The sequence below is a fragment of the Sphingomonas sp. genome (assembly GCF_036388435.1).
Taxonomy (GTDB): domain Bacteria; phylum Pseudomonadota; class Alphaproteobacteria; order Sphingomonadales; family Sphingomonadaceae; genus Sphingomonas.
The window spans coordinates 12,128-38,321 of record NZ_DASVRV010000043.1 but is presented as its reverse complement, the minus strand read 5'-3'; the positions used below and the strand labels follow the sequence as shown (position 1 = coordinate 38,321).

Here is a 26,194-nt window from a genome sequence, read left to right as displayed (position 1 = left end):
AGTTTAGGAAAATATAGGGGTCGACGCGATCGGGCATCGGTCGCGCACGACATCATCGACGCCACCGAGGGCGGACGCGCATCGGGAAGTAGACCAGTGAAAGAGCGGACGCCGGGGAGGACCCGAGTCGCCCGAAGGCTGGCACGAATGGCGCGTTGTAGGACAGCGGTTTTCGAGGCATTCGCTATCGATCCCAAGCTGGACGATCCCGCTCGATCGGGCATCTGCCGAAACAATCCATTCCGACCGGGGTTTCCGACACTCTGCGGCGCTCGGAAAAGCGTCGCCTCTCCCGCTATGTCGAAACCGACCGAGAGCGTTGAAAAAGTTAGGGGGGGGTGGTGCCTTCAGGGGGGGTGCCTAACGCCCGCCAGCCTTCACGTTCAGCAGCGCGGCCACCCGCGCCTTGAACGCGCGGAGTTTGTCGCCGGACAGGGCGGTGACCTGGTCGAACGAGATGGAACGCGGGTTGACGGGGCGGCCGCCGCGCCAGACTTCCCAGTGGAGATGGGGGCCGGTCGACATGCCGGTGGAGCCGACATAGCCGATCACCTGGCCGCGCGCGACGCGATCGCCCGGCGACACGGCGATGCGGCTGAGATGGCCGTAGCCGGACTCCAGCGCGCTCGGGTGCGCCAGCTTGATGAAATTGCCATAGCCGGCGTTGCGCCCGGCGAAGCGGACGACGCCCGCCTCCGCGGCGTGGATCGGGGCGCCGTGCGGGGCGGCGATGTCGAGGCCCTTGTGCATCCGGAGAAAGCCCAGGATCGGGTGGGCGCGGAAGCCGAAGCCCGACGAGATGCGGCCCGCGACCGGCAGGCCCATGAAGCCGCGGCGCTCGAAACGGCCGTTCGCGTCGAACCATTGGTCGTTGCCCGCGCCGCCGCCGGTGCTGTCGCCGACGGTCGCGCCTTCGGGGGCGAAGCGCACCAATTGCGTGCGGCGGCTCCCCTGGTCGAGCCCGGCGAAGAGCAGGCGGCCCAGGCGCACCTCGCCCGTGGCGGCGCGGTCCTGTTCGACGATCAGGTCGAACCGGTCGTCGGCGCCGATGTCGCGGCCGATCGAAAAGCGCGTGGCGATCGCGCGCAGATACGCCTCGACCGCCTTGGCCGGAGCGCCCGCCGCGCGGGCGGCGCGGTAGAGGCCGCCGCCGACCAGCCCCTGGACGCGGAGCGGCGTGCGGTCGATCGCGATCGGGGCGCGGGTCATCGCCAAGCCGCCCGCCGACCGGTCGATCGACACGTTCAGGTCGAATCGGGCGCGCAGCGCGAGCCGGTCGAGCGGGCGCGGCATGGTGCGGCTGGGGCGGCGGCCGAGGGTGAGCTGGATGCGGGTGCCCGGCTGGATGGCGGACAGCGGCACCGCGCCCGACAGCAGGGCGGCGGCGACGGCGGCGTCGGTGCGGCCGACGCCCGCGCGCTCCAGCACGCGGTCGAAGGCGTCGCCGTCGCCGAGCGTGGCGGACAGGTCGACGCTGGGGCGCTCGGGCGCCTCGGCGAGCGGGCGGACCAGGTCGCCCGCCGCCATGCGACGGCCGGTGCCGGCGCCCAGGCCCAGGGGCGCGATGCCCTGCGCGCGCGCCTCGTCCCATTCGGACCCGGCGAGGGGGGCGGGAACGACGCCGATCAGGGGGCGAAAGCTCGGGGCGAGCATCCAGGTCGCGGCGCAGAGCGTGGTGCAGGTGAGCAGCCCGCGCCACCAGTCGCGCGAGCCGATGTCGCTGCCCAGATCGGGCACCCAATCGATCGCGGCGGCGCGGTGGCGCGCGCGGTCGATCGCGCCGGGCTCGGGCGCCGCGGCGCGGCCGAACGCGCGCGGCGCGAAGGATGCTCCCGACGCGCCGCCGGCGAACTCCAGTTGGTGATCGTTGCGCAGGAACACGCGGGCGACGGACTCCGATCGGTCGCCGATCCCCCCGGCGTGGGTCGGGTGGTTGTGGGAGGCAGATGCTAAAGTCAAATTAACCGGGGGCCGGGGGCGCCGGGCTGTGCGGAGGCCGGGCCGTGCGGAAACGGGCCGTGCGGAGACGGGCTGTGCGGAGAGGGGCCGAGCGGAGAGGGGCCGAGCGGCACATCCCCATTGCATCCCCGCCCGCGACCGCCGATGTTCGCCCGATGAGTGCGCGCGCAACGGCCGGCGATGGGCGGGTGACCGCCGTCCTGGGGCCGACCAACACCGGCAAGACGCATCTGGCCGTCGAGCGGCTGTGCGGCCATTCGTCGGGGATCATCGGCTTTCCGCTCAGGCTGCTAGCGCGCGAAGTCTATGATCGGGTGGTCGCGATCAAGGGGCCGGGCCAGGTCGCGCTGATCACGGGGGAGGAGAAGATCCTGCCCTCCGATGCGCGCTGGTTTCTGTGCACCGCCGAATCGATGCCGCTCGACCGCGAGGTGTCGTTCCTGGCGCTGGACGAGGCGCAACTGGGCGCCGATCCCGAGCGCGGGCATGTGTTCACCGACCGGCTGCTGCGCGCGCGGGGGCGCGAGGAGACGATGATCCTGGGCAGCGCGGCGATCCGCCCGCTGGTCCGCGCGCTGGTTCCGGAGGCGGAGATCGTCGAGCGGCCGCGCTTCTCGACGCTGACCTATGCCGGCGCGCGCAAGATCAGCCGGCTGCCCAAGCGCTCGGCGATCGTCGCGTTCTCGGCGGAGGAGGTGTACGCGGTCGCCGAGATGCTCCGGCGGCTGCGCGGTGGGGCGGCGGTGGTGATGGGGGCGTTGAGCCCACGCACCCGCAACGCCCAGGTGCAGATGTTCCAGGCGGGCGAGGTCGATTATCTCGTCGCCACCGATGCGATCGGCATGGGGCTGAACATGGACGTGGCGCATGTCGCCTTCGCGTCGCTCCACAAGTTCGACGGGCGGCGGAACCGGCGGCTGACGGTCGCCGAGATGGCGCAGATCGCCGGGCGGGCGGGCCGGCACCAGCGCGACGGCACCTTCGGCGCGCTGGTCGACGAAGGCCCCGGCGCGTTCGGGCCCGAGGAGGTGCTGGCCATTGAGGAGCATCGCTTTCCCAAGCTGGACAACCTGTATTGGCGCGAGGGGGCGCCCGATTTCGCGAGCGTCGACGCGCTGATCGCCTCCTTGGAGCGCAAGCCCGAGCCGGGCGTGCTGCGCGCGGCGCCCGAGGCGATCGACCTGTCGGTGCTGAAACGGCTGGCGGACGAAAGCTGGGTGCGCGACCGGGCGCGCGGGGTGGCGATGGTCAAGCGGCTATGGGCGGCGTGCGGGGTGCCCGATTTCCGGAAAGTCGGGCTCGACCCCCATGCGCGCTTCGTGTCGCGGCTGTTCGGGCACTTAAGCGAGGGCAAGGGGCATCTGCCGCACCAATGGTTCGCCGACGAGATCGCGCGGCTGGACACGGTGGCGGGGGATGTGGAGACGATCGCGGGGCGGATCGCGGCGGCGCGGAGCTGGGCCTATATCGCCCACCGCGCCGACTGGCTGGCAGACCCCGCGCATTGGGCGGAGCGGACGCGCGGGCTGGAGGAACGGCTGTCGGATGCGCTCCACCAGGGGCTGACCCAGCGTTTCGTCGACAAGCGCACGACCGCGCTGATGCGCCAGATCGGCGCCGATGTCGGGGCGCTGCCGGTTACGGTCGGGCCGGGGGGCGAGGTGTCGGTCGAGGACCATCATCTGGGACGGCTCGACGGGTTCCGCTTCACCGTCGCTCCCGACGCGCGCGCGACCGACAAGCGCCTGCTGCTCGCCGCTGCCGAGAAACGGCTGAAGGGCGAACGCGACCGGCGCGGCGCCGCGCTGGCCGAGGCCGAAGATGCGGGCGTGACGCTGGGCGACGCGGGCGAACTGCATTGGGGCGGGTACCGGGTGGCGACGCTGGCGCCGGGACCGTCGCTGGCGCGGCCCCGGCTGCTGCTCGACCGCGATCTCGACTGCCTCGACAAGGCGCTGCGGGAACGCGTGCGGGGGCGGTTGGAGCGGTGGGTCGGCGACCGGCTCAAGGTCAGGGCACCCACGCTGCCTTTGCTCGCCGACGTGGCGCGCGACGCGGTGGCGTCGCCCGAACTCCGGGTCGTGGCGGGGGTCCTGGAGGCGGCGGGCGGGATCGCCGCGCGCTTGGGCATGCGCGCGGCGGTGGAAGCGCTGGAGCCCGCCGAGCGCAAGCGGCTGCGCGGCATCGGGGTGACGATCGGCGCGCTCGACCTGTTCGATCCGCGACTGCTCAAGCCCGAGGCGGCACGGTTGCGCGCGGTGCTGATGAGCGTGCGCGGCGAGGCGGTGACACCGGCGCCGGCTGGCGCGACGGTGCTGGCGCGCGGGGTGGCGGGGGCGGTGCTGGCGTCGGGGTTCCGGCCGCTCGGCGCCCAGGCGGTGCGGGTCGACCTGGTCGAGCGGATCGCGCGCGCGGCGCATGACGCGCGCCACGGACGGGCACCCTTCATGCCCGACCCGGCGCTGTCGGTGTCGATCGGGCTGGAGCCGGAGACGCTGGCGCGGCTGATGGCGGAACTCGGCTTTCGCGCGGCCTCGCGGGATCAGGACGGCGCCGACGCCCCGCCCGCCGTGCCGCGCTGGGTGTGGCGGGGACGTCCGCCCGCGCGCGCCGTCGCGGTGATGCCTACGCCGGACAACGCCTTCGCCGCCTTGGCGGGGTGGACCGGGACCCGCGAACGCCGTGGCTGACGGGGCAATGCGGATCGACCGATTCCTGTGGTGGGCGCGGCTGGCGAAGACGCGCTCGGCCGCGCAGGCGATCGCGGAGGCGGGGCGGCTCAGGATCGACGGTCGGGTGATCGAGCGGGCGCATTGCCCGGTGCGCGTCGGCAACGTCCTGACCTATCCCTCCTATGGCCAGGTGCGGGTGGTGCGTGTCGAGGCGCTGCCGGCGCGGCGCGGCCCCGCCCCCGAGGCGCAAGGGTGCTACCGCGACCTGCTGGCACCGGACGCGGCGAGTGAGAACGTCTCGCAACAGGGGGCGGACGATTGACGCTCCCCGGCGGCGGGCATAGCAGGGCCGCTGTTCGCCGGTCCCGCCGGCCCAGGAGCTTGGGAACCCAATGACCTACGTCGTCACCGACGCCTGCATCCGCTGCAAGTACATGGACTGCGTCGAGGTCTGCCCGGTGGATTGTTTCTACGAGGGCGAGACGATGCTGGTCATCAATCCGTCGGAATGCATCGATTGCGGCGTGTGCGAGCCCGAATGCCCCGCCGAGGCCATCCTGCCCGACACGGAAAACGGGCTGGAGCGCTGGCTGGAGCTGAACGCGACCTTCTCCGCGAGCTGGCCCAACGTCACCCGCAAGGCGGACCAGACCCCCGCCGACGCCGACGAGCACAAGGGCGAACAGGGCAAATACGACCTGTATTTCTCGCCCGAGGCCGGCCAGGGCGACTGACCCGCGACCCCGCCCCCGCTATGGGACAGGGTCGTTGACGGGTTCGGCTGGATTTTTGGCGAGAACATCGGTATAAGGGGCTGTGGCGGACGCGATGTCGCGCGTTCCGCTGGAGTATGATGTTCCTCTTCCCCGATCGCCGGCAATTCGAGCGGCCAGCCCGCTTCCACCGCCGCGCGCCCACGGGTTCGATCCGGAAAGGCCCCTGAATGGCTGCCAAGGCCCTGTTGTTCGATGTCGGTGATTATGTGGTCTATCCCAAGCACGGCGTGGGCCGTGTGATCGAGCTGCAACGCTCGGAAATCGCGGGCATCCAGCTCGAACTCTATGTGCTGCGGTTCGAAAAGGAGCGCATGACGCTCCGTGTGCCGACCAACAAGGCCGAGTCGGTGGGGATGCGCAAGCTGTCCTCCGACAAGACGCTGCGCGAGGCGCTGGAAACGCTGAACGGCAAGCCCAAGGTCAAACGCACCATGTGGTCGCGCCGCGCGCAGGAATATGAGGCCAAGATCAATTCGGGCGACCTGGTGTCGATCGCCGAGGTGGTCCGCGACCTGTTCCGCGCCGAGGACCAGCCCGAGCAGAGCTATTCGGAGCGCCAGATCTTCGAGGCCGCGACCAGCCGCCTGGCGCGCGAGCTCGCCGCGATGGAGGAGACCGACGAAAAGGCGGCGCAGGAGCGCATCCTCGACATCCTCCGCGCCTCCGCGGCCATCTACAACAAGGACAAGGCGCCGGCCTGACCGGTCGCGCTTTCGTCGGAAAGGGAGGGCGGTGCCGAGAGGCGCCGCCCTTCGTCGTTTGGCCACCCCTTTGCACAGCCCCGACAGTGTGCTATACAAATAGCACACTAAAGGGAGGTCACCATGCGTCCATATAGCCTGTTGCTCATGCTGCCACTGCTCGCCTGTTCGGCGAACGCGGCGGAAACCGACGAAACGGCCGAGGCGCGCGGGTCGGGGCCGTCCCGCGATTACGCGATGACGGGGTTCAGCGAAGTCGACCTGCGCGGATCGGACGATGTCGATGTCCGCGTCGGGCCGGCTTTCTCCGTGCGCGCCCAGGGGCCGGCCGCCGAGCTCGATAAGCTGGAGATCACGCGGAGCGGCGACACGCTGCGCATCGGCCGCAAGAAGACCGTCGGTATGAACTGGAGCGATGGCGAGGGCGTGAAGGTGTTCGTGACGCTGCCGCGGCTGACCGGGGCGGCGGTGTCGGGGTCGGGCGACCTGACCGTCGACCGGGTCGAGGGCGAACGCTTCGCCGGCGGGGTCGCGGGATCGGGCAGTCTGGCGGTGGGCGCGATGCGCGCGGGCGAGGTGACGCTGTCGGTCGCGGGATCGGGCGACGTGGTCGGCGCGGGCATGGCGCGGGTGCTGCGGATGGACATCGCCGGATCGGGCGACATCGACGCGCGCCAGGTCACCGCGTCGGAGGCGCGGATCTCGATCGCGGGATCGGGCAATGCGCGCGCGACCGTGAACGGCCCGGCCAGGATCGACCTGGCCGGATCGGGCGATGTCGATCTGGGCGGGTCGCCCCGCTGCACCACGTCCAAGGTCGGGTCGGGCGAGGTCCGTTGCGAGTGATCCGGGCGGCCGATTGACTCGGCGGCGAGCGGGGTGCGAGCAGGGGGGATGATCCGTCCCGCCATCCTGTCGCTCGCCCTGTTCGCCGTCCCCGTGGCCGCTGCCGAGAAGGGGGTGTCGGTCGGCAGTTTCGACCGGGTGCGGGTTAATGGCGCGTTCGAGGTGACCCATGCGCCTGGGTCGCCCGGCGCGCGCGTGTCGGGCGATCCGCGCGTGATCGAGCGGGTCGAGATACGCGTCGATGGAGCCACGCTCACTATCCGCTATAACGGCCAGGGCTGGGGCGAGCAGGGGCGCATCGCGCCGACCGGGCCCGTCCGGGTCACGCTTTCCTCGCCCGCGCTCGTCGCGGCGTCGGTACTCGCGGGCGGGCGGCTGACCGCGGCGCGAATGAAGGGCTCGCGCGTGGACTTGTCGATCAGCGGCGCGGGAACGATCGCGGTCGCCGACATGGCGGCGGACCAGCTCAACGCGGTCGTGATCGGGGCGGGCACCCTGACGCTTGCGGGCCGCGCGGTGCGGGCGCGCTTGGCGGTCAACGGGTCCGGCGGGATCGATGCCGGCAAGCTGGAGGCGGGCGACCTGACGGTGCTGCTCGACGGTCCGGGCGAAATCAAGGCGGCCGCGCGCTACAACGCGGCGGTCACGAACAGCGGGCTGGGCGCGGTGAGCATCGCCGGCGCTCCCAGATGCACCGTCCGGGCGCGGGCGGGCGGGCCGGTGACGTGCGGGCGGTGACCCGAGCGTAACCCGTTCCGGCGGGCGGAATGAGAAAACCGTCGCAGGGGCGGAATGGGTGGACAGCGGACCGGCGGCTTGCGTTACTCCTCCGGAGGCGGGGACTGGCCGGGTTTGGGCGAAAGCGGTCCGTTCGGTTCATCAACCGACCGGCTAACCCCAGCCTGTGACGAGGGTGACCTGCGCCTACAGCAGCGCCAGCCCCGACAGCTTGCCGACCAGCGCCGGCGGAAGCATCGCGATACCGGTCTCGTCGCCGGCCAGGTCGGCGGGGGCGTCGGTGTGTTCCAGATAGCGCCAGCCCTGATGTGCGCGTTTGGGGCGGGCGTGGATGAGGATCACTTCGGGGTCGAGATGGATGGCGACGCGGCCGCCCTCCGCCTCGCCGAAGCGCAGGATGGCGGAGCGGGCGACGAGCTGGTGCTTGACGATCCAGTAGAGCGAACCGGTGCCGGTCACTTCCTCATGGCGTTTGGGAAGGTAGCGGGTGGTCAGATAGGCCTCGCCGCTCTGCGCGCGTGCCTGCCAGCGCGCGGCGAGCTGGTCGACGCTGGTCACGCCGAAGGCTACCTTCGTCAGATGTAGGGGCATTTCCGCTATTTGGGTGTTGGTCCGGGTGGGGGCAAGATTGGGTTGGTTCGCGCGAAGACGCGAAGGCGCGAAGGGGGAAGGGTTGTTCACGCGGAGGCGCGGAGGCGCGGAGAGGGTGCGCGCGAGGTGGGACGCACTTCCGCCGCGTCAACGGCGATGCCCGGTCGATCGGGCGTTTCATGGTTGCCGCTAGCGCGGCGAGCGTGACCGAAAGGATGGTCACGACTTCTCCGCGCCTCCGCGTGAACCCACCTTCTTGGCGTCTTCGCGTCTTCGCGCGAACCGACCGCTATCCCGCGATCCCCGACGCGGTCGCGAGGCCGAGGAACACCAGGAACCCCATCGAGTCGGTCACCATCGTCACGAACACCGACGACGCGACCGCGGGGTCGGCGCCCATGCGCTCCAGCGTCAAGGGCACGAGCACCCCAGCCAGTCCGGCGATGACGATGTTGGTCAGCATCGCCGCGGCGATCACCGCGCCGAGCGGGGGGGAGAAGACCAGCCCGACGCCGATCCCGATCACCAAGGCGACCGTGCCGCCGTTGAGCAGGGCGACGCGGAACTCGCGCAGCACCGCGCGGGCGGTGTTGGAGCGGGTGAGCTGGTTGGTCGCGAGCGCGCGGACGGTGACCGCCATGGTCTGCGTACCGGCATTGCCGCCGACGCCGGCGACGATCGGCATCAGCGTGGCGAGCGCGACCATGCGCGCGATGGTGCCCTCGAACGCGGCGATGATCGACGAGGCGAGCAGGGCGGTGAACAGGTTGGAGATCAGCCAGCGGACGCGCGCGCGATAGCTGTCGAGGACGGGTTCGTTGATGTCGCCCTCGCCCGCGCCCGAGAGCAGCAGCGCGTCCTCGCCCGCTTCCTCCTGGATGATGTGGACCACGTCGTCGACGGTGATCATGCCGACCAGCCGCCCCGACCCGTCGACGACGGCGGCGGAGATGAGCGCGTATTTCTGGAAGCGGAGCGCGACCTCCTCCTGGTCCATGTCGACGGGGATCAGCGTCTGTTCGCGCTTCATCACGTCGGCGACCGCGATGCCGCGCGGGGTGCGGAGGAACCAGCTCAGCTGGCAGGTGCCGACGGGGCGATGCGCCGGGTCGACGACGAACACCTCCCAGAAATCGGTGGTCAGTTCCTCGTGACCGCGCAGATAGTCGATGACGTGGCCCACGGTCCAATGCTCGGGCACCGCGATCAGCTCGCGCTGCATCAGGCGGCCGGCGGATTCCTCGGGGTAGGAGAGCGCCTCCTCGATCGCGGCGCGGTCGTCGGGCTCCATCGCGCGGAGCACCTGCGCGCGGTCGTCGGCGTCGAGATCCTCGATGATCGCCACCGCGTCGTCGGTGTCGAGTTCGGAGGCGATGTCCGCCACCTCGGTCGGGGTGAGCACGCCCAGCAGGGCGTCGCGGACCCAGTCGTTCATCTCCGCGAACACGTCGCCGTCGAGCAGGTCGGAGACGGCATGGGCCAGCGCGGCGCGGCGGTCGGCCGGGGTCAGTTCGAACAGGTCGGCGATGTCGGCGGGGTGGAGCGGCTCCACCAGGCGACGCGCGCCCTCGGCATCGCCCTCCTCGACGCGGTCAAGCACCTCGCTGACGAAGCCGGGCTTGAGCCGATCGTCCTCGTCGAGCTGGGTCCGGTCGTCGCCTGCGACGGCGGGCGTTTCGATGTCGCTCACGGCCGCCCTCCCGCGCAGATGTGCCTGGCGCCGCCTCTAGCGACGGCCCGGCGGATTTGCCAGCGGCGTACGCGTTCCCTATCTGCCGCCCCGTTCTTTCCAAGGAGTTTACCCGATGGCCGACCAGCCCAGCACCCTGACCATGACCCTAGACGGCGGCGACGTGACCATCCGCCTGCGACCCGATCTGGCGCCCGGCCATGTCGCGCGCATCGTCGAGCTGGCGAATAGCGGCTTCTACGACGGCGTCGTGTTCCACCGCGTGATCCCCGGCTTCATGGCGCAGGGCGGCGATCCGACCGGCACGGGCATGTCCGGGTCGGACAAGCCCAATCTGAAGGCCGAATTCTCCAAGGAGGCGCACAAGCGCGGCACCTGTTCGATGGCGCGGACCAACCAGCCCGACACGGCCAATTCGCAATTCTTCATCTGCTTCGACGATGCGCGCTTCCTGGACAACCAGTACACCGTCTGGGGCGAGGTGACGGCGGGCATGGAACTCGTCGACGCGCTGCCCGTGGGCGAGCCGCCGCGCGATCCGGGCAAGATCGTGACGATGCGCGCCGCCTGAATGCGCTTTGCCGGTCGGGGGCGGTGGACAGGCCACCCCCGACCGCGTTAGCACCCCTGCGACGAGATGAGGGCGGGGGCATGATGGCGCGGGTGAACAAGCGGATGCGGGCGGTCGCGGTGATCGCGAGCGCGCTGGCCCTGGCGGCCTGCGCCAATGGCGGCACGGGGACGAAGAGCGCGTCCGCCGAGACGCCGGCCAAGGGCAAGGACCCGGCGCCGGGACGTAACAAGGGCTATTCGCACGATCCCTTCCCGTCGACCTACCGCGCCTATCCGGGCGCGGCGACGCTCGTCACCAACGTCACCATCTATGACGGCGAGGGCGGTCGGATCGACCGGGGATCGGCGCTGTTCGCGGACGGCAGGATCTTGTCGGTCGGACAGACGGTCGCGGCACCGGCGGGCGCCACCGTCATCGACGGCACGGGCAAATGGGTCACGCCGGGCGTGATCGACATTCACAGCCATCTGGGGAACGGTCCCTCGCCCTCGGTCGACGCGACCTCCGACGTCAACGAAGGCACCGACCCCGTCACCGCCGATGTCTGGGCGGAACACGGCGTCTGGCCGCAGGACCCGGGGTTCGGGCGCGCGCTGGTCAATGGCGGGGTGACGACGCTCCAGATCCTGCCGGGCTCCGCGAACCTGTTCGGCGGGCGCAGCGTGGTGCTGAAAAATGTGTACGCGCGCACCGTGCAGGGAATGAAATTCCCCGGCGCCCCTTACGGCCTGAAGATGGCGTGCGGCGAGAATCCCAAGCGCGTTTATGGCGGGCGCAACCGCAAGCCGTCGACCCGGATGGGCAATGTCGCGGTCGACCGTGCCACCTGGGCGCGCGCGGCGGCATATAAGCGCAAATGGGACAAATATGAGGATGACGGCGGCGACCGGCCCGAACGCGACATCGCGCTCGACACGCTGCGCGGCGTGCTGGCGGGCGAGATCCGCGTCCAGAACCATTGCTACCGCGCCGACGAGATGGCGGTCGTCATGGATATGGCCAAGGAGTTCGGGTACAAAGTCACCGCCTTCCATCACGCGGTCGAGGCGTACAAGATCGCCGACCTGTTGAAGGCCAACGGCACCTGCGCCGCCGTCTGGGCCGACTGGTACGGGTTCAAGATGGAATCCTATGACGGGATCGGGGAGAACCTGGCGATCCTGCAGAAATCGGGCGCGTGCGGGATCATCCATTCCGACGACGAGAACGGCATCCAGCGGCTGAACCAGGAGGTCGCCAAGGCGCTGGCCGCCGGACGGCGCGCGGGCGTGCAGGTCAGCGACGCGGAGGCGTGGCGCTGGCTGTCCTTCGGCCCCGCCACCGCCTTGGGCATCGCCGACCGGACGGGGAGCCTGAAACCGGGCAAGATGGCGGATGTGGTGCTGTGGAACGGCGATCCGTTGAGCGTCTATACCCGGCCGGAGAAGGTGTGGATCGACGGCGCGCTGCTCTACGACGCGCTCGACCCGCGGCGCCGGCCGGTGAGCGATTTCGAATTGGGCCAGCCGGGCCAGGGAGACATCAAGTGAAGCGCCTGGCTGTCCTCCTCGCCGCGAGCGCCGCGATGCCCGCGACCGCCCAGACCGTCGCGGTGGTCGGCGGCACCGTCGCCATTGGGGACGGGTCGCAGCCCATTCCCAACGGCACCGTGGTGTTCCGCGACGGGCGCGTCGTCGCGGCGGGGGCGAACGTGCCGACCCCGGCGGGCGCGACGGTGGTGAACGCGGCGGGCAAATGGGTGGTCGCGGGCACCGTCGCCGGCTGGACCGATCTGGGGCTCGCCGATGCGGGTTACGGCGTCCAGGAAAGCAACGACGTGGCCGCGCGCACCGCGGCGTTCGGCGCGGCGATCGACGTGTCGACGTCGATCAACCCCGCCGCCGTCGCGATCGGCAACGAACGGCTGGGCGGGGTCACGCGCGCGGTCGTCGCGCCGGGCGCCAATGCGTCGATCTTCGGCGGGCAGGGCGCGGTGATCGACCTGGGCGCCGATCCCGATCCGGTGACCCGCGCGCGCGCCTTCCAGCTGGTCGAGATGGGCGAGCGCGGGGCGGAGATCGCGGGCGGATCGCGTCCGGCCGCCTTCGCGGCCCTGACCGACGCGCTGGCGCAGGCGGAGGATTTCCGGCGCGACCGGCGCGGTTTCGACGGGCGCGGCACCGACGCGCTGCTCAAGCGGGCGGACGCGCAGGCGCTGCTCGACGTGCTGGACGGGCGCACGCGGTTGATGGTCCATGCCGAACGGGCGAGCGACATCCGCGCGGTGCTGGCGCTGCCCCGCACCTATCCCAAGCTGAAGCTGATACTGCTGGGAGCGACCGAGGGGTGGATGCTCGCGCGCGAGATCGCGGCGGCGCGAGTGCCCGTCATCGCCGCCGCGCTCGCCGACCTGCCCGCGTCGTTCGAGCAACTGGCGGCGACCGAGTCGAATGTCGGCCGGCTCCAGGCGGCCGGCGTCGTCGTCGCCATCTCGACGGTGGGCGCCAACACGGCGCCGGGCGAGCATATCCTGCACCAATATGCGGGCAATCTGGTCGCGATCGGCAAGGTGCCGGGGGCGACCGGGTTGAGCTGGGGCCAGGCCTTCGCGACGATCACCTCGCGTCCCGCCGAGGCGCTGGGGATAGACGGCGAGATCGGCTCCCTGCGCCCAGGCCGCCGCGCCGATGTGGTGATCTGGAGCGGCGATCCGCTGGAATTGTCGTCGACGCCCGAGGCGATCTGGATCGACGGGCGGCCCCAGCCGACCAATTCGCGCCAGCGCCGCCTGCGCGACCGCTATCTGCAACCCACCGAAGGCGCGCTTCCCAAAGCCTATGAGCGGTAGCGCCCGGCCGCTTCAATGCCCCATGGCGTCGGCGTCGACCTTGATCGCGCCGGCGCGAGGCGGGCGGCGGAGCAGGAGAACCAGCGGGATGGCGAGGAGGGTCAGCACCATCATCAGCTGGAAATCGTCCAGATAGGCGATCATCGCCGCCTGGCGGGTGACCTCCGCGTTCAGCATCGCGGTGACCGCCTCGCCGTTCGCGCCGAGCACCGCCGTTAACGAAGGGTCGACCGGGCTGGTCGAATAGGCGGTGACGTGACCCGCCAGTTCCTGGTGTCCGGTCTGGGTGTTGATCGCCAGAAAGGCGGTGACCACCGAGATGCCGACCGACGCGCCGATGTTGCGCGCGAGGTTCAAGAGGCTCGACCCCTCGGTCCGGTGCTCGGGGCCGAGCGTCGCGAAGGCGATGAGGTTGAGCGGGATGAACACCAGCCCCAGCCCCGCGCCCTGGATCAGCCCGGTGACCACGAAGCGCTCGCGCCCCATCACCAGCGTCCAGCCCGTCATCTCCCATAACGACGCGGCGGCGATCGTCAGCCCCACCCCGACCAGCAGGCGCGGATCGACCCCGCGCCCGATCAGCCGCCCGGCGACCCACATGCTGGCCACGATCCCGATCCCGCGCGGCACCAGCAGCAGCCCGGTGTCGAGCACCGGATAGCCGTAAAGCGACTGGAGCATGGGCGGGAGCAGCGCCATCGTCGCCATCATCAGCACGCCCACGACGAGCATGAAGAACAGCCCGGTCATCAGATTGCGGTTGGCGAGCAGCGCGCGTTCGAACATCGGGCGGCGGCCGGTGAACAGGTGCACCCCGAACATCCAGGCGGCGGCGAGCGCGACCATGGCCTCCACCCACACCTCGCCCGATCGGAACCAGTCCTCCGACTGGCCGCGGTCGAGCATCAGCTGGAGCGCGGACACCGCGACCGCGAGCAGCGCGAAGCCGAACAGGTCGAAGGGCCGCCGCCGGATCGGCCGCGAGGGCAGCAGCGCCCACAGGATCGCGAAACAGGCGATGCCGACCGGCAGGTTAACGAAGAACACCCAGCGCCAGTCGTAATTCTCGGTCAGCCAGCCGCCCAGCACCGGCCCCAGGATCGGCCCGACCATGATCCCCATGCCCCAGACCGACATGGCCTTGGCCTGTTTCTCGGGCGGGTTGATGTCGAGCATCACCGTCTGGCTGAGTGGGTTCATGAACGCCGCCGCGATGCCCTGGAGGATGCGGTAGAAAACCATGTCGGTCAGGCTCGTCGCCAGCCCGCACAGCATGGACGCGATGACGAAGCCGACCACCGACCACAGGAACAGGGTGCGGCTGCCGATCCGGTCCGACAGCCAGCCCGTCAGCGGGATGGCGATGGCCGAGGCGACGATATAGCTGGTCAGCACCCAGGTGATCGTGTCGGGCGTCGCGCCCAGCGCGGTCTGCATGTGGGGAAGCGCGACATTGGCGATGGTCGAGTCGAGGATCTGCATGATCGTCGCCGCCATCACGCCCAGCGTCAGCAGCGCGCGGTTGCGGACGGGCAGCGCCGCGCCGTCCGCAGGGGGTGCGGCGCGCGCGGAGCTAGCGGTCGCCACGCACGTCCACCCGGATATCGGCGGACAGCCCGGCGATCAGCGGGCGCGGGCTGGGCTGGTCGAGCGCGATCCTGACGGGTACGCGCTGCGTCACCTTGACCCAATTGGCGTTGGCGTTCTGGGCGGGAAGGACGGAGAATTCCGAGCCCGTGCCCGCGCCGATCGACGCGACATGGCCCTTGAGCGTCAGCCCCGAATAGGCGTCGAACGTGACTTCGGCGGGCTGGCCGACGCGCATGTGATCCAGATCGGTTTCTTTGAAATTCGCCTCGATCCAGGTCCGCCCGCTCGCGACGATGCTGAGCGCGGGGAGGCCCGTCACCATCATCTGCCCGACCTGAAGCCGGTCGGACTGGCTGACGATGCCGCCCAGCGGCGCGCGCACGGTGGTGCGGGACAGGTCGAGCGCGGCCTTGGCGCGTTGGACGCGGGCGGCGGCGATGGCGGGATTGGCGCCGGGCACGGCCGCGCCCGTCGACAGCCGGGCGCGCGCCTCGCCCGCCGCCGCCTGCGCCCCGGCGAGTTCGGCGCGCGCCTGCTCCAGCGCGTGCTGCGCCTGTTCCAGCCGGGCGCGGGTGGTGAAGCCGCGCGTCATCAACTGGCTTTGCCGCTGATAGTCCTCGGTCGCGGACGCGATGCGGTCGCGCGCGGCGCGAATGTCGGCGGCGCTGTCGCCCAGCCCGGACTCCAGGGTCGCGACCTGGACCTGCGCGCCCGCGATGGCGGCATCCGCCTGGGCGACAGCGATACGATAGGGTTCGGGATCGATGCGGAACAGCAGGTCGCCCGGTTTGACGATCTGGTTCTCGGTCACCGCGACCTGGACGATGCGCCCCGCAACATCGGCGCCGACCGACACCTTGTCTTGCTGGACATAGGCGTTGTCGGTCGAGACGTAGCGCCCCGAGGTCAGCCACATCCAGGCGCCGACCGCGACGAGGATCAGCGGCACGACCGCGAGCAGGACGGGTCGCAGCCAGCGGCGGCGCGGGCGCTCCGTCTCTGCGGCATCGGGGCGCAGGTCGCGCCCGGGATCGGCATCAGCCATGGGCCTGCTCCGCACCGATCGGGGTCAACAGGTTGGCGCGGACGCGTTCCAGCCCGGCGGTGAAGTCGGCGACGGCGGCCGGCGCCAGGTCGGCGAGCGCGGCGGCGTGGACTTCCTCGCCGATCGCGCGCAGCTGTTCGACGAGCGGCCGCGCCTTGGGGGTGAGGTACAGGTTCCACGCCCGCCGGTCGGCGGGATCACGGCGGCGCTCGACGAGCCCCGCCTCTTCCAGCCGGTCGATCATGCGGCAGAGCGTGATCGGCTCGACCTCGAGCAGTTCGGCGAGCGCGCCCTGCTGGACGCCCTCCTGGCGGGTGAGCGCGGCGAGCGCGCGCCATTGCGGGCGGGTGATCCCGATCAGCCGCGCGCGTTCGTCGAAACGGCGGCGGAGCAGGCGCGACACGTCGCTGAGCAGGAAGCCGATATTGTCCTTCATGCGACGCATATAATAAGCATGGATTACTATTCCACCCACGCCCGCTCGCGGCGGCGGGCTCGCCTCATTGCTCGCCGAGCGTGCGGATCAGCCAGTCGTGGAACAGCTTGACCGGCTGGGTGCGGAGCGCGCGGGGGCGGCACACGAACCAATAGCTGTAGGGGCTTTCCACCTCGATCCCGAACAGCTGAACGAGGCGCGGATCGTGCGCGTCCTGATAATGGCTTTCGTGCATGAAGGCGACGCCCAGCCCCTGCGCCGCCGCCTCCAGCATCAATGCGCCCGAATCGAATTGGTCCACCGCCAGCGGTTCGAGATCGTCGATCGCGGCGGCGTGGCGCCACGCGGCGAAGGTATCGGGCATGTCGCGGTGGATGAGCGCCGTCAGTTTCGACAGCTGCGACGGATCGGTGATCGGATCCGTCCCGTCGACCAGCGCGCGGCCGCCGATCACGAACACGCGGTTGCGGTCGAGCCGGCGGGCATAGAGGGTGGGGTCGATCTCGCGCGCCAGGGCGATGGCGGCGTCCAGGCCTTCGCCCAGCCGCGCCATCGGATGGCCGGCGGTGTCGATGTCGAGGTGGAGCTCGGGATGCTCGCGGCGCAGTTCGCCCAGCCGGGGAAAGAGCCGCTGCGATGCGAAGAGCGGCAGCACGCCCAGGCGGACGCGCAGCACCTCGGTGCCCGTCGTCATCGCCTCGACCGCGTCGGACAATTGGTCCAGCACGGGCGCGATCTGGGCGAGCAGGCGCTCGCCGTCGCCATTGGGGATCGTCGCTTGGTGCCGCCGGTCGAACAGAGGGCGGCCGACGAAGCGTTCCAGCGTCTGGATACGGCGGCTGAGCGCGGGGGGCGAGAGGGCGAGCTCGGTCGCGGCCGCCTTGACCGATCCCGAGCGCGCGACCGCGACGAACGCCTCGATCGCGCCGAGCGGCGGCAGCCTGCGCATCCTGATCCTCTCCCTCTGATCGTGCCTATCGCAATGATATGACGAATGCAGCGGCTGCAATCGTATTCACGCCATTTCGCACTTGCAACATATTCCGCAGCGCGGCATTCAGTTCAGGCCTTTCAGGCATCCTCTCCTAATAACTTTCCAGGCCGGCTCCTTCGGGGACCGGCCTTTTTTTCGTTCGCGCGCAGGCCTCGCGGTCGGGGAACCGCCTTCCTATCTCGCGCGCTTCGTTGACCCACCCGAAAACAGGCGCGAGAACATCATGGCGGATCAGGAACCCCGGCGCATCCAGGTCGCCAATGCGCGACCGGAAGACTCGGGGCGCGGCCTCGCCCATGTGCCCCGCGCGCTGATGGCGGCGCTCCAGCTGGCGGAGGGCGACACGATCGAGATCGCCGGCAAGAAATTGACGCCCGCGCGCGCCGTCTACCCCTATCCCGAGGACGAGGGGCTCGACCTGCTGCGCATCGACGGGCTCCAGCGCGCCAATGCCGGGGTCGGATCGGGCGATTTCGTCGAGATCCGCAAGGTCGAGTCGAAACCCGCCACCCGCGTCGTCTTCGCCCCCGCCCAGCAGAATCTGCGGCTCCAGGGGTCGAGCGTCGCCTTGAAGCGCACTTTTCTGGGCCGGCCGCTGGTGGGCGGCGACATCGTCGCGACCGCGGGGCACCAGCGCGTCGACCAGATGGACCCGAGCGTCCGCCGCTTCGTCAACGCGCCCGCCTATGCGTTGCAGGAGATCAGGCTGCTGGTCGTGTCCGCCGTCCCCAAGGGCGTGGTGCATATCGACGAGCATACCGAGGTCGAGCTGCGCACCGAATATGAGGAGCCGCAGGCCGCGCGGCGGGCCGATGTCACCTATGACGATATCGGCGGCATGGGGCCGACGATCGATCAGCTGCGCGAGATGGTCGAGCTGCCGCTGCGCTATCCCGAATTGTTCCAGCGGCTGGGTGTCGATCCGCCCAAGGGGGTGCTGCTCCACGGGCCGCCCGGCACCGGCAAGACCCGGCTGGCGCGGGCGGTGGCGAACGAGTCGGACGCGCAATTCTTCCTGATCAACGGCCCGGAGATCATGGGCTCGGCGTACGGCGAGTCCGAGGCGCGCTTGCGCGAAGTGTTCGAGAACGCCAGCAAGAACGCCCCGTCGATCGTCTTCATCGACGAGATCGACTCGATCGCGCCCAAGCGCGGCCAGGTGTCGGGCGAGGCGGAGAAACGGCTCGTCGCGCAGCTGCTGACGCTGATGGACGGGCTGGAGGCGCGCGCCAACCTCGTCGTGATCGCGGCGACCAACCGGCCCGAGGCGATCGACGAGGCGTTGCGGCGGCCCGGCCGGTTCGACCGCGAGATCGTGGTCGGGGTGCCCGACGAGCGCGGCCGGCGCGAGATATTGGGCATCCACACGCGCGGCATGCCGCTGACCGACGATGTCGACTTGGCCGAATTGTCGCGCACCACCTATGGCTTCGTCGGCGCGGACCTGTCGGCGCTGACCCGCGAGGCGGCGATCGAGGCGGTGCGGCGGATCATGCCGAAACTGAACCTGGAGGATCGGACGATCCCGCCCGAGGTGCTCGATCAGCTGTCGGTCACGCGCGACGATTTCCTGGGGGCATTGAAGCGCGTCCAGCCATCGGCGATGCGCGAGGTGATGGTGGAGGCGCCGCGCGTCCGCTGGGAGGATGTCGGCGGGCTCGACGCCGCGCAGATGCGCCTGAAGGAAGGCGTCGAGCTCCCGCTCAAGGACCCCGACGCGTTCCGGCGGCTGGGCATCCGCCCGGCCAAGGGGTTCCTGCTCTATGGCCCGCCCGGCACCGGCAAGACGCTGCTGGCCAAGGCGGTCGCGCGCGAGGCGGAGGCGAACTTCATCGCCACCAAGTCGAGCGACCTGTTGTCGAAATGGTATGGCGAAAGCGAGCAGCAGATCGCCCGGCTGTTCCAGCGCGCGCGCCAGGTCGCCCCGACGGTGATCTTCATCGACGAGCTCGACAGCCTGGTCCCCGCGCGCGGCGGCGGCATGGGCGAGCCGCAGGTGACGGAGCGCGTGGTCAACACCATCCTGGCCGAGATGGACGGGCTGGAGGAACTGCAGGCGGTGGTCGTCATCGGCGCGACCAACCGGCCCAACCTCATCGACCCGGCGCTGCTCCGGCCGGGGCGATTCGACGAGCTCGTCTATGTGGGCGTGCCGACCGAGGAGGGGCGGGCACGCATCCTGGCGATCCAGACGGGCAAGATGCCGCTGGCGGACAATGTCGACCTGAACGAGGTGGCGCGGCGGACCGACCGCTTCACCGGCGCCGACCTGGAGGACGTGGTGCGCCGCGCGGGGCTGGTGGCGCTGCGGCGGTCGCTCCAGTCGGAGCAGGTGACGATGGCGGACTTCGAGGCGGCCTTGCTGGAGTCGCGTGCGAGCGTGACGCCCGAGATGGAACGCGATTACGAGCAGATGGCGAGCCGGTTGAAGCAGGATGCGGCGTCGGTGCAACCGATCGGATTCGCGTTTCCCAGCGCAGCGCGGCAGTCGAGCAAGTCCGACTGACGCGCGCAAGCTCGGCCGGCGTAGTGCAACTACGACCGACGGCGCGGCTCTGCCGCGACGCCCGCCGGCCGGGCTATCGCAGCACCCGCCACGCATAGGCGATCAGCAGCGCGCAGCCGGCGCCGGCGATGGCATAGGGCAAAGCATGGTTCGCGGCGTAGAGCCCGACCCCGATCGAGGGGCCGAGCACGAAGCTGGCGCCGTTGACGCTCGTGACCTTGCCCGCGACCGGTCCTTGCGCCTCCGGGCCGACCGCCAGGCTGGCCCCCGCGGTGAAGCCGGGGCGGACGAAGCCGAAGCCCAGGCAGGCCAACGCAAAGGCGGTGGCGATGCCGTAGAGCGAGGTCGCGAACCCCGTCAGCACCGTGCCGACCGCGGCCAGCGCGAGCCCGCTGAGCACGAGCTGGCGCGGCTTGAGGTCGAGGAGCGGGATGATCCCCCACTGCGCCAGCAGCGCGGCGCCCGACCCCATGATGAGCACCAGCCCGGTCGGCTGCAACGCTTCCGCCGGGGGAAGGCCCAGCCGATCGATCACCAGGAATCCGATCGCCTGGCCCGTCATCGCCTGGGCATGGCCCATCACCAGCCCGACGATCATCCAGCCCCGGATGCGCGGGTCGAGATAGCCGACCGGCTCCGAGGCAAGCGCGTCACGGCCGATCGAGGCGGCGACGGTCGCGCCGGTCGGCCCGCCGCCGATCGAGGGATAGGCGCTCATCGTGCCGTGGCCCCGTGCGGCGGGGAGGCGGTCGTCGGGGAGGATGCGCCAGACCGCGACGAGCATGAACATCCCGAAGATCGCCCCGGCAAAGGCGGGGCCCGCAAGCCCGATCTCGACCGTGCCGACATGGCCCAGGATCAGATAGGGCGCGATCGCCGGGCCCATGATCGTCCCCAGTCCGAAGGCGGAGGCGAGCAGGGTGAGCGCCTTGGTCCGCTCCGCCGGCGTGGTGGAACCGGCGACCAGCGCCTGGACGGCCGGGGGCGCGGCGGCGCCGAGCGCGCCGTAGATCAGCCGCCCCGCGATGAAGAGCGCGAACGCCATCGTCCCGCCGATCCAGCCATTGATCCCCGCCGCCAGGAACACCCCGCACAACAGCAGCGAAATGGTGAACCCGGCCATGCCCAGCAGGATCATCGCGCGCCGCCCGCTCCGGTCCGAACGGTTGGCCCAGAAGGGCGCGGCGATCACCCATAGGAGGGCGGACACCGAAAAGGCCGCGGCGACCGCGGCGTCGGCAACCCCCAGCGATCGGCCGAGCGCGGGAAGGACCGATTGCAGCGCGGTGTTGCCGGCCGCGATGGTGAGCATCACCGTAAAGAGGATCAGGAACTGCCGGTCGACGCGCGCGCTCATGGGCGCGTCCAGCCATAGCTGCGCGTGACCTGGGCGACCTCGACGCGGTAGTCGGTGTACCAGGCGGCGCGGCCACGATCGCGGATCGCGGCGTGTTCGGGATGCGCGCGCCAGGCGACCGCCGCGGCCTCGTCGGTCCAGTAGCTCACCGTGATGCCGACGCCGTCGCTTCCGCGCGCGCTGTCGACGCCGATGAAGCCGGGCTGGCGGCGCGCGAGCGTCTCCATCGCCGCGGCGGCATCGGCATAGCCGCCCGGATCGTCGCCGCTCCGGGTCGACAGGAAGATCACGGCTATCGCGCCGCACCGGTCGTCGTGCATGGGGAGCCGCATAAGCCCTGGGGGCGGGCGCGCAACCCGTGGGGCGGTCGCGGCGTTGGTCGTGCAACTTGCGCGGTCGTGACTTTCCATGCGACGGGGCGGATCGCCCGATCTTCAGGGGAATAGGAACCCAATGCCCAGTTCGACCGCCACCGCGCGCCGCGCGCGCAAGGCCGCCGGTGTGCCCTCGCCCTGGCAGATGTTCTTTCAGGGGTTCCTGAAGCACCCCGTCATGGTGGGATCGATCATCCCCTCGTCCGACCGGACGATCGCGCGGATGCTGGCGCCCGTCGACTGGGCGACATGCAAGCTGTTCGTCGAATATGGTCCGGGCGTCGGCACTTTCTGCCGCCCCATCCTGGAACGGATGGCGCCCGATGCGATGCTGGTGACGATCGACACCAACGAGGATTTCGTCAGCTATCTGCGGCACACCATCCCCGACAGCCGCTTCTCAGCGGTTCATGGATCGGCCGCCGATGTCGAGCAGATCGTCCGCGACCACGGCTTCGACCATGCCGATTACGTCCTGTCGGGGCTGCCCTTCTCGACCCTGCCCGCCGGTGTGGGGCCGGAGATCGCGGCGGCCACGCACCGCGTGCTGCGGGTCGGCGGCGCATTCCTGGTGTATCAGTTCAGCCCCAAGGTCCGCGATTTCCTGGCGCCGCATTTCGATCGGCTGGACCATGACATCGAATGGTGGAACGTGCCGCCGGCGCAGCTTTACTGGGGCTGGCGGGACTAGGCGCGGCGACGCCCGCGCCGGTGCGCGACGCGTACGGTTCGCCACGGCCGACGCGCGCGAAGCGAGCCGTTCGACGTTGAAGCGGCGGCTTCGCTATCGCCTGCCGGGGAGGGGTCTTTAGCTACCCACCCCCAGATTTACCCCCCGCGACACGCCCGGGTCCACGACGCCCACCAGCATATAGGCCAGGAACTGCCGCACCCGCGTGACGGGGCCCGTGCGCGCGCGATAGGCCTCGATCGTGACCGCCTCCGACCGTGCGATCTCGCCGTCGACATAGGCGTGGACGTGCCGGGCGAAGGCGGAATCGTCGATGCGGAGCATGAGTTCCAGGTTGATGAACAGGCTGCGCATGTCGAAATTGGCCGAGCCGATATGGACGATGTCGTCGATCGCGTAGAGTTTGGTGTGGAGCTTGGCGGGCTGATACTCGAAGATGCGCACGCCCTTGCGCAGCAGCCCGGCATAGGTGAAGCGCGCCGCCGAGACGGTGGCGGTGTTGTCGGACTTGGCGGCGGTGACGATGCGCACGTCCCGTCCCCGCCGCCCCGCGCGGTCCAGCTGGCGGAGCATCGTCGGGCTGGGCGTGAAATAGCCCGCGACCATGTCGATCCGCCGGGCGCCCCGCATGTCGTCGCGTACCGCCCGCGCCCAGGGGCTCAGGCGCCGCGTCGGGCCGCCGATCAGCCAACGGGTCTGTCCCTCCTTCTCGCTCCAGCGGCGGAGCGCGCGGTTGAGGTGGCGGAGCAGCGGCTTGGGGCGCCGCACCCATTGGTCGAGCGCGTCGAAATAGCCCGCCAGCCGCGCCGCCGTCGGTCCCTCGACAAGCAGGCCCAGGTCGCGCCAGGACCCGTCGGCCGCGGTGCCGAAATAATCGTCCTCGATGTTGAAGCCGCCAATGATGATCCGCGCGTCGCCCTCGGCGTCGGCGAGCGCGAGCTTCTGGTGGTTGCGGAGCAGGAAGCGTCGGCCCCAGCGCGGCTCGAACCGGCATACCGACGCGCCCGCCGCGCGCAGCGGTTTGAAGAAGTCGGGCGGCACGTCGCAGCCGAAGCCGTCCACGATGACGTTGACCGCGACGCCGCGCCCGGCGGCGGCGATCAGCGCTTGGTTGATCCGGCGGCCGGATAGGTCGTCGGCATAGATATAATAAAGCAGCCGCAGCGATGCCGTCGCCCCGGCGATCAGGTCGAGCATCGCCGCGAACCGGCGCGGCCCCGTGTCGAGCAATGTCAGCCGGTCGTCCCCGACCGTGAAGCGGGGCTGGGCGGGCGGTTCTTCGTCGGCGCCGGGCTGGGGCGAAGGGGTGGTCACCTGCATCGCCTAGCAGAACGCGGCGGGGTCGCCCATGTTGTCGCGCTGGTGGTCCGGCACGGGACGGGGCCGTTTCGTTGACTTCGGAGACCAGGGCCGCTAGGTCGCCGCGTTCACTTCCATCGTTATCATGCAAGGACATCGTCCATGGCGCGCGTCACCGTCGAGGATTGCGTCGACAAGATCCCCAACCGGTTCGACCTGGTGCTGTTCGCGGCGCAGCGCGCGCGGCAGATATCCGGCGGGGCCGAGCTGTTGATCGACCGCGATCGCGACAAGAACCCGGTCGTGGCACTCCGCGAGATCGCCGAGGAACTGGTGCGGCCGGATCATCTGCAGGAAGCCGTGATCAACGGGCTACAGCGCGTGCAGGTCGACGATGACGACGAGGCGGACGCGGTCGGCTCGCTGTCGGCATCGGCGGAGGCCTTGCGGCTGACGGCGGCGGCACCGCCGCGGAATCAGAATCTGGGCGGGGATTATGACGGCTGAGCCCCGAGCCTGACGGCAAGGCCGTCAGGCGAGGATCGGCCGAAGTCCGGCCGGCGTCGCGCGGCGGCGACCGACGGCGCGGCTTTGCCGCGGCGGAGCCTGATCTGTAGGCTTTTTCCCTCTGATCCGACGACGGCAAAGCCGCCGTTGCGACATCGAACGGGTCGCTATGCGCCCGTCGGCCGGGCTCGGGCTGCGCAGGCTTTGCCAGCGCACCGGTGCGGACGTCGCTGCGCCCTCCCTACGCCTCGGCCTTGAACCCCTGCGCGACCACGTACCATTCCGATGACTCCTTCCGGCTCGCCGGCGGCTTGGCGTGCTTGACCGTCGTGAACAGCCGCTTCAGCTCCGCGACCAGATCATGGTCCGCGCCCCCCGCCAGCACCTTGGCGACATAGGCGCCGCCGGGCCGCAGGATGTCCGCGGCGAAGGCCATGCCCGTCTCGACCAGCGCCATGGTGCGAAGGTGGTCGGTCTGCGGGTGGCCGACGGTGTTGGCCGCCATGTCGGACAGGACGAGGTCGGCCTGGCCGCCCAGCGCCTCGGTCAGCAGGCGCGGCGCCGCGTCGTCCATGAAGTCCATATGGAGGATCGTCACCCCGTCGATCGGATCGACGGGCAGCAGGTCGATGCCGACCAGCGTCGCCTGGGGCACGAGCTTGCGCACCACCTGACTCCATCCGCCGGGTGCGATGCCCAGATCGACGACGCGGCGGGTGCCCTTCAGAAAGGCGAAGCGTTCGTCGAGCTCGATCAGCTTGTAGGCCGCGCGGCTGCGATACCCCTCCGCCTTGGCGCGGCGGACATAGGGATCGTTCAGATGGCGTTCGAGCCAGCGGGTCGACTGCGCGGTGCGGCTGCGCGCCGTCTTGACGCGGGTGCGCCCGCCCGACCCACCCCTGCTCACGAGTTGGAACTCACGGGTGGGGGTTCCCCATCAGGCGGCGCAATATGCCCTCGCGGATGCCGCGATCGGCGATGCCGAGCCGCTCGGCGGGCCACAGGTCCATGATCGTCTCCAGGATGGCGCAGCCCGCAACGACCAGATCGGCGCGCTCGGTGCCGATGCACGGGAATTTGGCGCGGTCCTCGATCGCCATGTCGGACAGGCGCAGGCTGATGTCGCGCATCGCCTCGGCCGGGACGATCAGGCCGTCCACCGCCGCCCGGTCGTAGCGGTCGAGGCCGAGATGGACCGAGGCCAAGGTCGTCACCGTGCCGCTGGTGCCCAGCAGCCGCGGGCGCACCGGACCGACGGGAAGCCGGGCCGCAAAGGCCGCCATGCTGTCGGCGACCAGCGCGCGCATCCGCGCATAGGCGGCCGCACGCCCGTCCGCTCCCTCGCCGCCGCCCGCATGTTCGGTCAGCGACACCACGCCCCAGGGGGCCGAATGCCAGTCGACGATGCGCGGCGGGGAGTGGCGCGTGTCGATCAGCACCAGCTCGGTCGAGCCGCCGCCGATGTCGAAGACGAGCGCGGGTCCGTCGCCGGGCTCGAGCAGCGCGTGGCAGCCGAGCACGGCCAGCCGCGCCTCCTCCTCGGCGGAGATGATGTCGAGATGGATGCCGGTTTCGGCATAGGCGCGCTCGATGAAGGCGGCGCCGTTGACCGCCCGCCGGCACGCCTCCGTCGCGACCGAGCGGGCGAGCAGGACGTTGCGGCGGCGCAGCTTGTCGGCGCAGACGCGCAGCGCCGCGATGGTGCGCTCGACCGCGTGGTCGCTGAGCCGACCGGTCGCGGCGAGCCCCTCGCCCAACCGCACGATGCGCGAAAAGGCGTCCACCACCGTGAACCCCGATCCTTGCGGGCGGGCGATCAGCAGCCGGCAATTGTTGGTGCCAAGGTCGAGCGCCGCGAAGTGGCGCGGCTGGCCGCGACCGGGTGCCGCGACGTCGCCGGACGGGGCGGGCCGCGCAGGGGCCGGACGGGCGGGCCCATCGGATCCGGGCGGGGCCTGCCGGTACGGCAGGTCGGGTCGATCCCCCATGCCGTTCATTCCATTCTTATGTTCTGCCGCCGC

General features: G+C 70.6%; 24 protein-coding genes. 12 read left to right on the top strand and 12 right to left on the bottom strand.

The features are described from left to right. Nucleotides 1-360: 360 nt before the first annotated feature. On the bottom strand, nucleotides 361-1,881 hold the full coding sequence (locus VF592_RS09125; protein WP_331005310.1) for a M23 family metallopeptidase: 1,521 nt from the start codon (nucleotides 1,879-1,881) through the stop codon (nucleotides 361-363). A 233-nt stretch (nucleotides 1,882-2,114) separates the two neighbouring features. On the opposite strand from VF592_RS09125, the gene VF592_RS09120 reads away from it, so the two are divergent. From VF592_RS09120 to VF592_RS09095, 6 genes are all read left to right on the top strand, one after another. Next, nucleotides 2,115-4,649, top strand: a complete 2,535-nt coding sequence (locus VF592_RS09120; RefSeq protein ID WP_331005309.1) for a helicase-related protein — start codon at nucleotides 2,115-2,117, stop codon at nucleotides 4,647-4,649. A 7-nt stretch (nucleotides 4,650-4,656) separates the two neighbouring features. Next, nucleotides 4,657-4,953 (top strand): RNA-binding S4 domain-containing protein, encoded by a 297-nt coding sequence (locus VF592_RS09115; RefSeq protein WP_331005319.1) that lies wholly within the window; start codon nucleotides 4,657-4,659, stop codon nucleotides 4,951-4,953. Between the two features lie 70 nt (nucleotides 4,954-5,023). After that, a complete protein-coding gene (fdxA, locus tag VF592_RS09110) occupies nucleotides 5,024-5,365 on the top strand; it encodes a ferredoxin FdxA (RefSeq protein WP_331005308.1) in 342 nt (113 codons plus the stop codon). A 209-nt stretch (nucleotides 5,366-5,574) separates the two neighbouring features. Beyond that, entirely contained in the window at nucleotides 5,575-6,108 is a 534-nt protein-coding gene (locus tag VF592_RS09105; RefSeq protein ID WP_331005307.1) for a CarD family transcriptional regulator, read from the top strand. A gap of 123 nt (nucleotides 6,109-6,231) precedes the next feature. Next, nucleotides 6,232-6,954, top strand: coding sequence for a head GIN domain-containing protein (locus VF592_RS09100; protein WP_331005306.1), 723 nt, complete (start codon nucleotides 6,232-6,234; stop codon nucleotides 6,952-6,954). Nucleotides 6,955-7,002: 48 nt separating this feature from the next. After that, a complete protein-coding gene (locus VF592_RS09095; protein WP_331005305.1) occupies nucleotides 7,003-7,692 on the top strand; it encodes a GIN domain-containing protein in 690 nt (229 codons plus the stop codon). Between the two features lie 186 nt (nucleotides 7,693-7,878). On the opposite strand, the gene VF592_RS09090 is transcribed toward VF592_RS09095, so the two are convergent. After that, complete coding sequence (locus VF592_RS09090; protein ID WP_331005304.1) at nucleotides 7,879-8,283, bottom strand: DUF1489 domain-containing protein; 405 nt, start codon at nucleotides 8,281-8,283, stop codon at nucleotides 7,879-7,881. Nucleotides 8,284-8,572: 289 nt separating this feature from the next. Further along, nucleotides 8,573-9,973, bottom strand: a complete 1,401-nt coding sequence (gene mgtE, locus VF592_RS09085; RefSeq protein ID WP_331005303.1) for a magnesium transporter — start codon at nucleotides 9,971-9,973, stop codon at nucleotides 8,573-8,575. 115 nt (nucleotides 9,974-10,088) lie between these two features. Here mgtE and VF592_RS09080 point away from each other — a divergent pair, with 115 nt between their 5' ends. From VF592_RS09080 to VF592_RS09070, 3 genes are all read left to right on the top strand, one after another. Further along, nucleotides 10,089-10,544: a peptidylprolyl isomerase gene (locus tag VF592_RS09080; protein ID WP_331005302.1), complete on the top strand. Its 456-nt coding sequence runs from the start codon at nucleotides 10,089-10,091 to the stop codon at nucleotides 10,542-10,544. Nucleotides 10,545-10,624: 80 nt separating this feature from the next. Beyond that, entirely contained in the window at nucleotides 10,625-12,076 is a 1,452-nt protein-coding gene (locus VF592_RS09075) for an amidohydrolase (protein ID WP_331005301.1), read from the top strand. Then, nucleotides 12,073-13,374 carry an amidohydrolase family protein gene (locus VF592_RS09070; RefSeq protein ID WP_331005300.1) on the top strand — a complete coding sequence of 434 codons (1,302 nt, stop codon included), beginning with the start codon at nucleotides 12,073-12,075 and terminating at the stop codon, nucleotides 13,372-13,374. Before VF592_RS09075 ends, VF592_RS09070 begins: the two co-directional genes overlap by 4 nt. A gap of 12 nt (nucleotides 13,375-13,386) precedes the next feature. Here the strand turns inward: VF592_RS09070 and VF592_RS09065 are convergent, their stop codons facing one another. The 4 genes from VF592_RS09065 to VF592_RS09050 form a co-directional block, all read right to left on the bottom strand. Continuing rightward, on the bottom strand, nucleotides 13,387-14,871 hold the full coding sequence (locus VF592_RS09065) for a DHA2 family efflux MFS transporter permease subunit (protein ID WP_414714192.1): 1,485 nt from the start codon (nucleotides 14,869-14,871) through the stop codon (nucleotides 13,387-13,389). Between the two features lie 76 nt (nucleotides 14,872-14,947). Then, nucleotides 14,948-16,009, bottom strand: a complete 1,062-nt coding sequence (locus VF592_RS09060; protein WP_331005298.1) for an HlyD family secretion protein — start codon at nucleotides 16,007-16,009, stop codon at nucleotides 14,948-14,950. Continuing rightward, complete coding sequence (locus VF592_RS09055; RefSeq protein ID WP_331005297.1) at nucleotides 16,002-16,445, bottom strand: MarR family winged helix-turn-helix transcriptional regulator; 444 nt, start codon at nucleotides 16,443-16,445, stop codon at nucleotides 16,002-16,004. The genes VF592_RS09060 and VF592_RS09055 overlap by 8 nt, the downstream gene beginning before the upstream one ends. A gap of 64 nt (nucleotides 16,446-16,509) precedes the next feature. Continuing rightward, complete coding sequence (locus tag VF592_RS09050) at nucleotides 16,510-17,394, bottom strand: LysR substrate-binding domain-containing protein (protein WP_331005296.1); 885 nt, start codon at nucleotides 17,392-17,394, stop codon at nucleotides 16,510-16,512. A gap of 268 nt (nucleotides 17,395-17,662) precedes the next feature. Between VF592_RS09050 and VF592_RS09045 the strand changes: the two genes are divergently transcribed. Beyond that, a complete protein-coding gene (locus tag VF592_RS09045; protein ID WP_331005295.1) occupies nucleotides 17,663-19,945 on the top strand; it encodes a CDC48 family AAA ATPase in 2,283 nt (760 codons plus the stop codon). Between the two features lie 73 nt (nucleotides 19,946-20,018). Here VF592_RS09045 and VF592_RS09040 read toward each other — a convergent pair whose 3' ends face one another. Further along, the gene (locus VF592_RS09040) at nucleotides 20,019-21,302 is read right to left on the bottom strand and encodes an MFS transporter (RefSeq protein WP_331005294.1); all 1,284 of its coding nucleotides are present in this window, start codon (nucleotides 21,300-21,302) and stop codon (nucleotides 20,019-20,021) included. After that, nucleotides 21,299-21,622, bottom strand: coding sequence for an antibiotic biosynthesis monooxygenase (locus VF592_RS09035; protein WP_331005293.1), 324 nt, complete (start codon nucleotides 21,620-21,622; stop codon nucleotides 21,299-21,301). Before VF592_RS09035 ends, VF592_RS09040 begins: the two co-directional genes overlap by 4 nt. A gap of 133 nt (nucleotides 21,623-21,755) precedes the next feature. Between VF592_RS09035 and VF592_RS09030 the strand changes: the two genes are divergently transcribed. Then, nucleotides 21,756-22,367, top strand: a complete 612-nt coding sequence (locus VF592_RS09030) for a methyltransferase (RefSeq protein ID WP_331005292.1) — start codon at nucleotides 21,756-21,758, stop codon at nucleotides 22,365-22,367. A gap of 117 nt (nucleotides 22,368-22,484) precedes the next feature. On the opposite strand, the gene VF592_RS09025 is transcribed toward VF592_RS09030, so the two are convergent. Then, entirely contained in the window at nucleotides 22,485-23,681 is a 1,197-nt protein-coding gene (locus VF592_RS09025; protein ID WP_331005291.1) for a phosphatidylserine/phosphatidylglycerophosphate/cardiolipin synthase family protein, read from the bottom strand. Nucleotides 23,682-23,828: 147 nt separating this feature from the next. On the opposite strand from VF592_RS09025, the gene rpoZ reads away from it, so the two are divergent. Further along, on the top strand, nucleotides 23,829-24,173 hold the full coding sequence (gene rpoZ, locus VF592_RS09020; RefSeq protein ID WP_331005290.1) for a DNA-directed RNA polymerase subunit omega: 345 nt from the start codon (nucleotides 23,829-23,831) through the stop codon (nucleotides 24,171-24,173). A gap of 241 nt (nucleotides 24,174-24,414) precedes the next feature. Here rpoZ and VF592_RS09015 read toward each other — a convergent pair whose 3' ends face one another. Then, nucleotides 24,415-25,080, bottom strand: coding sequence for an RlmE family RNA methyltransferase (locus VF592_RS09015; RefSeq protein ID WP_331005289.1), 666 nt, complete (start codon nucleotides 25,078-25,080; stop codon nucleotides 24,415-24,417). A gap of 10 nt (nucleotides 25,081-25,090) precedes the next feature. Beyond that, nucleotides 25,091-26,161 carry a Ppx/GppA phosphatase family protein gene (locus VF592_RS09010; protein ID WP_331005288.1) on the bottom strand — a complete coding sequence of 357 codons (1,071 nt, stop codon included), beginning with the start codon at nucleotides 26,159-26,161 and terminating at the stop codon, nucleotides 25,091-25,093. Nucleotides 26,162-26,194 lie beyond the last annotated feature (33 nt).